Here is an 11,316-nt window from a genome sequence, read left to right on the forward strand (position 1 = left end):
ACCACCCCATCCCGTGGGAGCGGTCGTTCGACCGCGAAACCCGCTTAGTTCAGCCCTTACTGCATTCCAGAAAACACTCCATCCTATTAATCCTCTTCCCTGTGGGAGCTATGCTTGCATGGCGAACTTTCAATCCGCTAACGCAGCCTGTGTTAAACAGAACGAACGATAAATTTGTAGGATATGGCTTACAGAAAAAGCTAAGCGGTTGGTATAAGGTATTTGCATAAAGGGGGGCGGGGGAGTCTAAGAAATAGGTCGCTCGTTCGACTTAATACGCTGTCATGAGAAAATATACGGGGGGGGCGATGAAAAAATATATGGCAATAATGTTGGCGGCTGGCTTGCCAGCGTGTGCAAGCATAGATTTCAATGCTGATCACAACGGCGTGGTTTACTACGAACCAATTCCTTATCTTTTTTACACAGTAACTAATAAGTGCGTGAGCTCCGCAACGGTAGTGTCATTACCAGGCGCAAAAAGATATCTCGACTTCAAAGCCGGTTATGGGTCTTTCAGCCTCTCTGCCGAGTTCTCAAACGGACTGCTGACTAAGGTTGGCCAAACATCCGATTCAAAGAGCCCGGAAACTCTCGCTTCAATAGGTGCTCTAGCAACTGCGGGAATTATAAAATCAGGGGAAGGTCCACAATGCGAACCAAGGTCTGTTTTGTTTCCCATCGAAAATGGTGAGCCAAATTTGAATAAACCATTGAACCTAAATTTTGGCCTGTAGCATAAAAATCCAAAGGAGTTTGCATGCCAGACTTTGCCGCAATTTTCGATAAAATTCTGCCCACGTCAGATATGCCTGATGCTGTCTTCAGCATAAGTCAGGACAGTATCAATAACTTGCTAAGCGCTCATCGTCTTCACGATGCAGGGCTTTACTATCGTAAAGAAGAGCTCAGGAATACTATATCCAAACAACCCTTTTTTAGTATGGAAGTGCTAGTCGGTGCCAAGAAAGATACGCCTATTAGAAAAGCTAAGCCGCTTGTCCTCAAACTCTATGACTCAAAACAAGATGTCACTCAGGCCTTGTCTGGTAATCGCCTTGTGTACACTTATGCGGCCAAGTCCGAAGCGCGGGCTATTGGTATTAATCTAGACCCTAATGTTGTCATTGGGGCCTCGGACATAAATTTCTATCTCGAATGGCCTAACTCATCCGGTGGAGCCTGGAAAGAGCATATTAAAGATGTCGCCTTTACTCTAGAGGCTTATCTAGATATTGAACAGATTGATGGATCTGCAGAAGGGGATGCGGCAGAAGTTGCACAGGCTGCTCTTAAAATCGTGCCGATTTCATTGTTCGTAGGTCAAGAGGACTTTGCTAGAGTTTATCAAGCCATCGAGGAGAAAATGCTTGATGACGGCGGTAATGCTTTAACTGCAGGGCGAGTCAGTGATCTGATTGTCTCTTTGTTCGCATTTGCTGCCACTAAAATTGGGCCAGATCTTATACAAACCATTCATCTTCCTATGGCGCAGGTGTCTGGTCATGATGTGTACCCGTCTTTTATGAAAATAAAAGATGCTACCGTTTCAATTGGTGCACATCTGAGGCCCTCCGAAGAGAAATTAAATGAATTGGCTACTATTAAAGGCCAAATTGACCATTATCAGTGGTTGTTGGAGCAGGATGTTGCTGCAGCAGGGGGCTGGGATAAGCTGCTTTACACGGATGAATCCCTGATCGCCTATCATGATACACCCGCACACTTGCGGCATGCCGCTACTAAGAAGCTTGAAATGAGGTCAGAGGCCGATATTGAGTTTTTCCTGAGGGCCTCGAATGCATTCTCTAAGCAGCTGATAGCTGACATTGAATCGCGTAATGAGTTACGCATCGCGGGCACACCGGTCAAGCAATCTTTGTCTGTCTCCAAGGTAAAAGATGGTTTGGCCGTTGCCATTAATGAGTACTTTTTTGATCAGGTAGTTGCCGATTTCGGTAATGCCAACGATGCTGATCGCACTAAAACATTAAGGGTGCTGGACTCTATTAAGGGGTATCTCAACTATCGTTATTCCGTAGGCATTCCTGATATCAAGGTGTCTAACAAAATTTCAGGCAGTGTGGCTACTGATGCCTGGGCGGGCCTAACCTATGCTTATAGGGAGTACCATCGGTGCAGCACTAGCTGGAGCAGCTGGAAAAATATTGGGGTTGGTATCAAGGGAAAACCCAAGCTGTCTCTCAAGACAATCAGCAGCTCTGGTGTTAGCTTCTTAGCCAAGTTTAACTTTGGTTCGCTCCGCTTATATACCGGGCAAAAAGTAGTGGATGCGTTACTTAAACCCTTGTCCAAGCTATTTATTAAGCCATTCGAGCTGTTTTTAAATGCCCTGTCAGTGCTTTTGTCTTTTGTTGTATTGCCGGCTAAATTTTCACCCAAAAATATGAATACAGCGCTATCCATAAGTCGGGTTTCTATGAGCAATTACAAGCGCAGTGGTGGCCCGACAGATACTACCAACAACTATCTACTCATTGTTGCCGATACTGAGGCCACAAAACAATAAGGGGTTTATTATGAGCTGGGAAATTGCTCTGGCAGCAGGGTCTTTTATCGCGGGTTCATTTAATGCGTATGATGAATATCATGCAAACCGTGAAATACGAGAAGACTTGGAAAAGATAAAAAAATACTTGCTTCGCCTTGATGCAAAGGCGGATGCGATTATTGTGCAGAATAAAGCGATATTGATGGCGCTGGATGAACTGCCGGAATTGTTCAGGGAGATCCTTCAAGATGTGCAAAGCGAGGGGATGTTAGCTGAGCGATATACCACCTGTAGAAATATCAAGGATAATTTTATATTGCTTCAGGGTGGTCGACGCTATCGGCTAAGAAGCGAAGAGTGGTTGTCATTCTCCGAAGCTATGTCTTACCTATTTGAGCACGAATATCGGCCCAGCAAAACCTTCAGTTTGATCGGTGTCTGTGAAATTGCCCTCGTGATCACCAAAGAAAGGTCGCTTCCTTTTGTGCTTCACCATGTGAATAAAAAAATTCAAGAAACAAGGGAGCTCAGTGAAGATGTTGTTTATACATTGGAAGAAAGGCTGGTTGTCTTAAAATCAAAGCTAAATAACAGTAAGTTTATTAAGTCACATAACCTCAATACGAATTTGGGGGATTTTAATGATCTTAGCTATGAAAAATCACCGGACAGACAGGTTAAGCAGTACTATAAAGAAAAAGTCTGCGAGTGGGTTTGGGTTCCTGGGCCCTATGCTGATAGGCGAGTAAAAAAATGCCGAGATGAAAAGCGCAGTAGGATGGTTCCTGATAAAAAATTTCACGGGGCGAGAGATAAGTTTGTTGCCGGTATAGAGGGGGAAATAAGAGAAATAAAAGTTATCATCGATAGGGTTCATCAGTTAAATGCTATCGCGCATTCCTATGAGGTCTATTTAATGCGCATAGAACAAAACTCTAAAATTTTGTCTCATCCTGTGTTCGAGTCTGAAGCCAATGCAGCCTTGCAGGAGGGTGGGAATGAGTATTTTACTCTGCCTATGTACTATGAATTTGAAGAGGGCGGCGAAAAAATCGACGTTAATTCTATTGAGCAACCAGCTTTCGACGATTACGATGACTATATTGATGGTTGTCACGGTGATTGCGATAGTATCAAAGGCATGGATGCCGAAGATAACAATGAAAGCTTTGAAAGCGTAAAAGCTCGCTGCATGCATTAAACCAAAACGCCCACCTTTCGGTGGGCGTTTCTCGTTCAGCCTGCAGTCATCAACAGACCTCAGAACCGCCCATTGATTCCAAACCCAAGATTCGACACCTCATCGCCACTACGATCCACCGCGCGCAGGTATTCCACGCTGAGGAAGATCTGGTTGGTGATGGTGATGTCGGCGCCCAGGCCCAGGGACAGGTCCTTGTAGTTTTCACCGTCGGAACCGTCGCCGGGGAAGTTGGTGGTGCATGCGTACCCCCCAAGTGGAAGGCATTTTATAAGCCTAAGCAGGAATGGGTTGTAAATTCTGTCTATTGGGATATCAAACCCCGGCGTTATTTGACTAGGATGACAAGGCTGCCAATTTTGCTTTTTTACCCGTCACTCCACAGCTCGAATACAATGACATAGAGTATCCGAATGCAGCGGCGCGAATACAAAGCACGTATGAACAGGAAGATGTCTTGCGTTTTTCTGATCTCTAATAGTTAGTCTCTGCGGTTGCCGTTAGTGTCGATGCCAAGGAAAGCAAGGAGGTCTCTATGACTCGAACGCGTTATTACCAGGTGTTAAACCCTTACTGCCGTTGTGTGCGGCACGTTTGGGTGTTGGGGGAAAACGCGGGGTTTGTTGTAGCAACGACTTGATATGGATATACGTCTACGCCTGAGCTAGATTCTGTCCGCCGGGTTCATGCCTTGGCCACGAGCAGATCGCAGTGATTATGGTTGACCACATATTGGGTTGTACTACCCAGTAGCCAATCGCTTAGGGCGGTCTCGCCATGTTTTCCCATTGCTATCAGGTCAATCTCAAGGCTATCCGCTTTTTTATTAATGGCCATCGGGGTGTAGCCGTCCTCAATGATGGTGGTGACACTTTCCGGTTCGATGTTGCATTGCGCCAGTAGTTTCCCCATGGAGTTAATGGCTTGCTGCTCGGTTTGCGCCAGGTACTTGGCCATATCCTCGACAGTGATTATCGCCTGAAGGCCATGCTCCTGAGGCAGAGGCGGGATGACATGCATGATGTGAAGCATTGCATCCGGGGCCAGTTCCCTGGCAAGCATTAACGCTCGCTGGCTGTCTTCGGTAAAGTCCACGGGCACCAGTATTTTCTGGTAGGGCTGAGTGGCGGGATTCTGGACTACCAGAACAGGGCCGCTGCTGCGGCGTAGTGCCCGTTCCGTGGTACTACCAATAACAACGTCGGCCAGGCTGGTTTCCCCTTTGGCGCTGATGATCAGCAGTTCGCCAGGGTTGCTTCCCTCGACCAGAACACTGGCAGCATCTCCTTCCTTCAATATTTGCTCAAAAGGAATGCCGCTGGCTTCTTCCAGCGCTTTTCTGGCTTTCTCAAGTCCGGATTCTGCGGCATAACCACGTTTCTGTTCGACTTCGGCCAATACCGGTAAGAGATCCCGCACGGCGCGAATGAAGTGGGGATCAAGTGCGTGGTAGACGCTGCCATGGGTAATGCCAAGTTGGCGAATCAGCAAGGTTGCCCGTTCCATGCCCCGCCGGGCCGCTGCTGAAAAGTCTGTTGCTACCCGCACTGATGTGATGTTGCCCATGCTGCTCTCCCTTCTCAGCCATCCATGCTTTGTAACATGGTCATTACATCACAGTAGCTCCCTGCGATGACGAAGCTCTTGTTCCAGATCATGTTTTGGCGTTATTTGAGAGAAAAACAATGTTATGCGTGCCCCTAATTGGAGCTTCCGTCCATCCCGGCGGGCACCAAGGTGTATGACGTCTACGGCACCGGTAGCAGATCCGTAAACCCATCTGGCCCAAGGTTATCGAACGCTACGCCCGCGAGCGTCGCAACAGCGCCGTCAAAATCGGCGAACTGGTCACCCAGTCCGAGTTCACACTGTCCCAATTCGGTGACACCGGCATCTTCTTCAGGCACCAACGTTACGAAGACCGATAAGGGAGAGCGGCGCTAACCGAGCCACCACCAGGCCCGGGCAGCCACAAGCTGCCCGGTTTTTTATGCCCGCCGCACACGTCTTGCCTAACTGTGGGAGCGGTCACTCGTACCGGATTCTTATCAGGCCAATAGCGTCCCATTTTTCCTGCCCTGTATTTCTTTTGATTGAAGGCCTTGCGATACCACTGGCGCTCCCCATCTCTCTGCCATAACAGCATGAGTCGAAAGCTGCGTGACGGTGAGGCGGGGGATTCGTGTGTTGGTTCAGATCTATTCACAAAGGGAATTTCATGGGAAAGAAGATTGCGATGATCTTGGGTAGTCCGGATCCGGACAGTTTCTGTCGTGCGTTGGCCGATCGCTATGCAGAAAGTGCGGAGCAGGCCGGTAATGAGGTGCGCTACTTTCGGTTGGGTGAAATTGAATTCGATCCTGTGTTGCGCCATGGATACAACCAGCGCCAGGAACTGGAACCCGGACTCAAGGACATTCAGGAAGCGTTCACCTGGTCAGAGCATGTGGTGGTGGTGTTTCCGGTGTGGTGGGGCTCCATGCCGGCCATCATGAAAGGCATGTTCGACCGTGTTTTCCTGCCGGGTTATGCCTTCAAGTATCGTGAAAACTCCCAGTTCTGGGATAAGCTGCTGGCTGGCCGGTCAGCGCATGTGATCACTACCATGGATACGCCGCCCTGGTATTTCCGACTGGTGTACCGTAGCCCGGCCCACAATCAGATCCGTCGAACCATTCTTGAATTTGTGGGCATCAAGCCAGTTGAAATGACCGTGCTGGGACCGGTGAGGTATGCGTCGGCTGCCAAGCGGCAGACATGGCTGGATCGTATGTCCGCGTTTGCGCGAAAGGCATAAGTGTTGTCTCAAGGCAGTGCTGGTGTCCATAAAAAAACCGCGCAGACGCGCGGTTTTTTTATGGAGCCTTAAGCGGTTTAAAACCGCCCATTGATCCCGAAGCCAAGGTTGGACACTTCGTCACCGCTACGATCCACCGCGCGCAGGTATTCCACGCTGAGGAAGATCTGGTTGGTGATGGTGATGTCGGCGCCCAGGCCCAGGGACAAGTCCTTGTAGTTTTCGCCGTCGGAACCGCCGCCGGGGAAGTTGGCGGTGGTTTCGATGTAGGACACACCGATCAGGCCGTAGGGGCGTACCGGCAGGGTGTTGGGGAACTGGCCGCGGAAGTAGGCGCCGTACATGCGGTCAATTTCCAGGTCCACGTTGTTGCTCAGTTCGTCATCACCGACGCCCAGGCCCAGGCGCAGTTCGCCGCCGAGGGTTTCATCCTTGTTGATCCAGGTGCCGAATTTGAATTGCAGGGCGTTCGGCTTGGCGGAGGAGCTGGTGTTGTCCGGCTCGATCTTGCTGCTGACAATTTCCAGACCGGCGTAGCCGCTTGCCTGGGCGAACATGGGCAGAGCCAGGATGGCGGCTAGCAGTACTTTTTTCATGGTGTCTCCCGCTTGAGTCATGTGTATGACGAAGTAATGAAACGGATTGTAGTGAAAAGAAGGCGGTAGGGCGACCGGGGGATCAGGGGGCGCTGTAGGAAGCTGCCTGCAGGCGATTGTCGGGAAAGGGGCGCCTGCAGGCAGGTTGTTCGCTGCGGGCCGCACTGGGGCGACTCCGCGGTGCTGTGAAGGGCGCTACGGCGGAAAAGATCCGCCGTAGCCCAGCAAACGGGAGGGTTACCCCTCCTGAAAGATTGCTGGGTTGGGCCGGGGATCAGTGATCATGTTCGTGGTCGTGATCCTCGCCCTCGCCCTCGTGGTCATGTTCATGGTCGTGATCGTGATCTTCACCCTCGTGATCATGGTCGTGGTCTTCATCGCCATGGTCGTGCTCGCCCGCCAGGCCTACCCAGGCCAGTTTGCCGGGTGTGAACGTCAGGGGCAGAGGGTCTTCCAATTCGCCTTCTTCCAGATGCACCACGACGATGGCGTCATTGCCGGGATCGGCCAGGAAGACGTGGGCGGGTTCTCCCGCTACGGCCATGGCGATCCGGCTGCCGTGGCCGGAAGCCGGAGGAGCTGTGCTGGGGTCGATAGCCTCTTCCACATGGGCATGTTCGCTCCAGTCCGCGGTGTCGAAGATGCGCAGGTCGCCAGCGTCATCCAGCAGCACCAGGTGTTCGCCATGGGGGTCGAGGCCGTGGTTGTCCAGCGAGACGTTGGCGCCTTCTGTCCAGTCCAGCTCTTCCGCGTCGCCATCATCCGGATGGATGATGAGAATCCGGTCGCCCGCATAGGCCACGAAATGAGGCAATTCATGGTGGCTGTCAAAGCTGCCGACCCGCTCGCTGCCAGTCAGGCCCAGGGTGGCGTTGTCCACGTGCTGGGCAGTGAAGGTTTCACCGTCCTGGTGGACGATCAGGATGCCGTCACTGCAGCCGAACACGGAATAGTCTTCATTGGAGCCGGCGCCGTGCAGGCCCGGGCAGTCTAGGTTGACGGTATCTTCCAGGTGATAGTGATCGTTATGCTGGTGATAGATGTCCACCTTTTCCGGCAGGCCGTTGGCAGCGGTGCGGTAGGTCGCTAGCAGAATGTCACCACGGGGTTCGGCGACGCCGTGATGAGCGCTGTCCAGGGTCTGGCTGGCCACATTGCCGCCATTTTCCAGGGACTCATCCGTCAGCAGTTCCACTTTGGCCATGATGGCGTTGCCGGCATCGCCATCGTAAAACAGTGCCGCCTGTTCACCATGGACCCGGTAGTGGGTGGGGGCGGGCCCGTTCAGGGTGCCAGCCATTGAGGGGGCGTCTTCATGCACATGATCGTCATGCACATAGAGGCCGCCGTCCACGATCTGCACCTGGTTGGCGCTGCGCTGGGGAGCCAGTACAAATCGCTTGCCGGGGCTGGTGTAGAGAGCGCTTGGGGCGCTATTCAGCGACAGGGAGCCGGGAAGCAGGGCCTGCTCTTCCAGATCATACATATAGAGCTGATCGCCGGTGCCATCGCTGGAGGCAATGACCAAGCGGCCCGGGTGGTCACCGTGATCATGGTCGTGATCATGGTCATGGGCGTCTTCGCCGCCGCCCAGCGGGGTGCTGCCGGTTTCGTTTTCACAGCCGGCCAGTAGCAGGGCGGCCAGCATCCAGATAAGCAGGGCCGGGCCCCGCTTGGCTGCGTGTTTGAAGCGTTGCATGGTGTTCTCCAATTCGGTTCGCGACCCCGGCGGAATAAAGGCGCCGGGGTATGTCGTTTTCAATCGACGATCAAGGCGTTAAAACTCGATACGGGTACCCACGGTCAGGTTACGACCCGGTTCCGGCACGGTGCTGGCCAGGAAGGAGGTGTGGTTGAACACTTCCTCGCCCAGCAGGTTGTTGCCGCGCACGAAAAAGGTGTAGCGCTGGTCGCCGCGCAGCCGGTAGCTGACGGTGACGTTGGCCATGTCGAAGGAATCGGTACGTTCCTCGAAACCGGTGATCTGGTCCTGGGCGAAGGTGCGGTAGTACTCCAGCTCCGCATCGAAATGGCCCACATAGGTGTTGAGCCGGGTACCCAGCCGCTTGGCGGGGATGCGTGGCAGGTAGCCGCCATCATCGAAAGTGGCGCGTACCATGTCCCCGAAGACGGTAATGCCGATGGGGTCGACGCCGTAGTAGCTCACCGAGGCTTCGGCACCGGTGAAGGTGGCATCCCGCTGGCTGTACTTGATCAGACGGAAATCTTCGATCTGATCCAGGGTACGGGCGTAGATGTAGTTATTGATGCGGTTCTCGAACACGCCCAGATCAAACAGCCAGTCGCCCTGGGTCTTGCGCAGGTTCAGGTTGGCGTTGAGGCTGATCTCGTCGTCCAGGTCTCGCTGGCCGCCACCGCAGGCACTGAGAAGACCGCACTCATAGGTGTTGGTGGCCAGGTGCACCCCTCCGGCGTACAGCTCCTGGGCGCTGGGGGCGCGCTCGGAGTGACCCACGGACAGTACCAGCTCATAACCCGGCACGAAGGCCCAGTTGGCGGCGGCGGACAGGGAGGTGCTGTCCTGCTTCAGATCCGGTAGCGCTTCACCGGGGCGGTCGTCCGGGCGCAGTCGCTGACGCTCCTGACGGGCGCCCAGTTCGAAACGCCATTGATCGTTGAGCCGGTACTCTTCCACCGCAAACAGGGCCAGGGCCCGGCTTTCGGTTTTCGGCACGAAGGATTCTCCGCCCAGGGAGCTGAAGTCAAAGTCGGTGTACTGCATGCCGACCACGCCCCGCCAGTTACCGATGGGGGCGTGCTCCACTTCCAGTCGGGCGTCGCCGCCCCGGTTGCGGAAGGTGGTGCCGATCTCGCCTTCCTCGATTTCATGGTGGCGGTATTCGGTGTGGTTGCCGCGAAAGCGGATGGCGGTGATGCCGTCCATGGGGTTGCGGTATTCACCCCGGGCGTCCACGCGGCGGCTGGCCAGGTCCACGAAGGGGGCGTCGTGCTCGCCATGTTCGTGGTCGTGCTCTTCATCCGGGCAGTCCAGGCTGGTGCCGCTGACACCACATTCCTCGAACTCGTGGCTGTGGCCGGGCAGACCGTAGTTGTCACGACGGTAGCTGTAGGCCATGCCGAAGAAGCCCTGGTCACCGATCCAGGAGGCGCCAATGCTGCTGTTGTCGCTTTCCGCGTAGGTGCCGGGCACGGTGAGGCGGTCGAAGCCGTCCACTTCGTAGTCGTCAGCGTCGCGGCGGCTGCCTTCCACCCGGAACACCAGATGGTCGGTGGCGGAGAAGGTGATGCCGGCGGCGGTGGCATTTTCATCCGCCACGGTGTTGGCGCGCATGCCGATGAAGCCTTCCACTTCCTTGCGGGGGCGTTCAGTGGGGATGCGACTGTCCAGCACATTCACGACGCCGCCACTGGCGCCGCTGCCATACAGAAGGGTGGACGGGCCTCGCAGCACTTCGATCTGGCTGGCCAGCATGGGGTCGACAGTCACGGTGTGGTCCGGTGAGATCTTGGAAGCATCCAGGACTAGGGAGCCGTCATTGAGCACGCCCACGCGCGGTCCGCTCTGGCCGCGGATTACCGGGCGGCTGGCACCGCCACCGAAGGTGTCGCTGTGCACGCCGGGCTGGTTGTTGAGGGTCTCGCCCAGAGTGGCAGCGCTTTTCTGACTGAGGGTGGGCTGGTCCATCACCGAATAGGGGGTGCTGGGGCTGTCACTGCCCAGGGGCAGGGCGGACACGTTCACCGCTTCCAGTTCATTGGCGGTGTTTTCGGTGTCGTCGGCCTGAACGACCGTTGGGGCCAGCGATACTGCCAGCGCCACGGCGACGCACCCGGCCAGGGTGTGGCGTCGAGAATTCATAGAAACCTCTGTCTTCACGTTTGAGCGGCCACGACGCTGGATTCAATGGGGTCCTGGTGTCGTGGTCCGGAACGGGTGTCCGACAGCGTTATGCACGGCCGACCATCACGGTGAACCGTGCGGTGGCTGTCGGATTGAGCAAACGGTGTCAGGCAGAGGCGGGTGGGCCGCGCGGGGGGTAGGAAAGGCGTTCAAGGGTACGTCGTACCGGGGCTGCCACGGCGGACGGAGCCGGTTCGGCGTGTTGGGAAACCACGTGAAAATAGTGGCTGGGCAGGGCGAGCATGCCCTGGCCGTGGGGGCAGAACTGGCAATCGGCGGCGGCCAGCCGTTCCTTGTGAGGGTCGGTGGGCTGGGCAGCGATGTGCG

9 protein-coding genes are annotated in these 11,316 nt (G+C 54.5%); 4 read left to right on the forward strand and 5 right to left on the reverse strand.

Translation table 11 applies throughout. The features are described 5' to 3' along the window. Window positions 1-308: 308 nt before the first annotated feature. Genes ACFE0K_RS15520 through ACFE0K_RS15530 form a run of 3 tightly spaced genes read left to right on the forward strand, consistent with a single transcriptional unit; the run spans window position 309 to window position 3,713 of the window. Entirely contained in the window at window positions 309-737 is a 429-nt protein-coding gene (locus ACFE0K_RS15520) for a hypothetical protein (RefSeq protein WP_434536926.1), read from the forward strand. A gap of 23 nt (window positions 738-760) precedes the next feature. Next, a complete protein-coding gene (locus ACFE0K_RS15525) occupies window positions 761-2,530 on the forward strand; it encodes a hypothetical protein (protein ID WP_434536927.1) in 1,770 nt (589 codons plus the stop codon). Between the two features lie 10 nt (window positions 2,531-2,540). After that, window positions 2,541-3,713, forward strand: coding sequence for a hypothetical protein (locus ACFE0K_RS15530; protein WP_434536928.1), 1,173 nt, complete (start codon window positions 2,541-2,543; stop codon window positions 3,711-3,713). A 684-nt stretch (window positions 3,714-4,397) separates the two neighbouring features. On the opposite strand, the gene ACFE0K_RS15535 is transcribed toward ACFE0K_RS15530, so the two are convergent. Continuing rightward, entirely contained in the window at window positions 4,398-5,279 is an 882-nt protein-coding gene (locus ACFE0K_RS15535) for a universal stress protein (RefSeq protein WP_434536929.1), read from the reverse strand. A gap of 652 nt (window positions 5,280-5,931) precedes the next feature. Here ACFE0K_RS15535 and ACFE0K_RS15540 point away from each other — a divergent pair. Then, window positions 5,932-6,510, forward strand: coding sequence for an NAD(P)H-dependent oxidoreductase (locus tag ACFE0K_RS15540; RefSeq protein WP_434536930.1), 579 nt, complete (start codon window positions 5,932-5,934; stop codon window positions 6,508-6,510). Window positions 6,511-6,587: 77 nt separating this feature from the next. Here the strand turns inward: ACFE0K_RS15540 and ACFE0K_RS15545 are convergent, their stop codons facing one another. The 4 genes from ACFE0K_RS15545 to ACFE0K_RS15560 all read right to left on the reverse strand — a co-directional run. Further along, window positions 6,588-7,106, reverse strand: a complete 519-nt coding sequence (locus ACFE0K_RS15545) for an outer membrane beta-barrel protein (RefSeq protein ID WP_273008866.1) — start codon at window positions 7,104-7,106, stop codon at window positions 6,588-6,590. Between the two features lie 274 nt (window positions 7,107-7,380). Continuing rightward, on the reverse strand, window positions 7,381-8,805 hold the full coding sequence (locus ACFE0K_RS15550) for a hypothetical protein (RefSeq protein ID WP_434536931.1): 1,425 nt from the start codon (window positions 8,803-8,805) through the stop codon (window positions 7,381-7,383). 78 nt (window positions 8,806-8,883) lie between these two features. Then, complete coding sequence (locus ACFE0K_RS15555; RefSeq protein WP_434536932.1) at window positions 8,884-10,947, reverse strand: TonB-dependent receptor domain-containing protein; 2,064 nt, start codon at window positions 10,945-10,947, stop codon at window positions 8,884-8,886. 148 nt (window positions 10,948-11,095) lie between these two features. After that, window positions 11,096-11,316: hypothetical protein (locus ACFE0K_RS15560; RefSeq protein ID WP_434536933.1), on the reverse strand; the 221-nt coding region annotated here is incomplete at its 5' end.

This window comes from Alcanivorax sp., from assembly GCF_051117345.1.
Classification (GTDB): domain Bacteria; phylum Pseudomonadota; class Gammaproteobacteria; order Pseudomonadales; family Alcanivoracaceae; genus Alcanivorax.

Bases quoted from the DNA above. Each gene is read 5' to 3' on its own strand.
- ACFE0K_RS15520 (WP_434536926.1), top strand. From the start codon at position 309: ATGAAAAAATATATGGCAATAATGTTGGCGGCTGGCTTGCCAGCGTGT.
- ACFE0K_RS15525 (WP_434536927.1), top strand. From the start codon at position 761: ATGCCAGACTTTGCCGCAATTTTCGATAAAATTCTGCCCACGTCAGAT.
- ACFE0K_RS15530 (WP_434536928.1), top strand. From the start codon at position 2,541: ATGAGCTGGGAAATTGCTCTGGCAGCAGGGTCTTTTATCGCGGGTTCA.
- ACFE0K_RS15535 (WP_434536929.1), bottom strand. From the start codon at position 5,279: ATGGGCAACATCACATCAGTGCGGGTAGCAACAGACTTTTCAGCAGCG.
- ACFE0K_RS15540 (WP_434536930.1), top strand. From the start codon at position 5,932: ATGGGAAAGAAGATTGCGATGATCTTGGGTAGTCCGGATCCGGACAGT.
- ACFE0K_RS15545 (WP_273008866.1), bottom strand. From the start codon at position 7,106: ATGAAAAAAGTACTGCTAGCCGCCATCCTGGCTCTGCCCATGTTCGCC.
- ACFE0K_RS15550 (WP_434536931.1), bottom strand. From the start codon at position 8,805: ATGCAACGCTTCAAACACGCAGCCAAGCGGGGCCCGGCCCTGCTTATC.
- ACFE0K_RS15555 (WP_434536932.1), bottom strand. From the start codon at position 10,947: ATGAATTCTCGACGCCACACCCTGGCCGGGTGCGTCGCCGTGGCGCTG.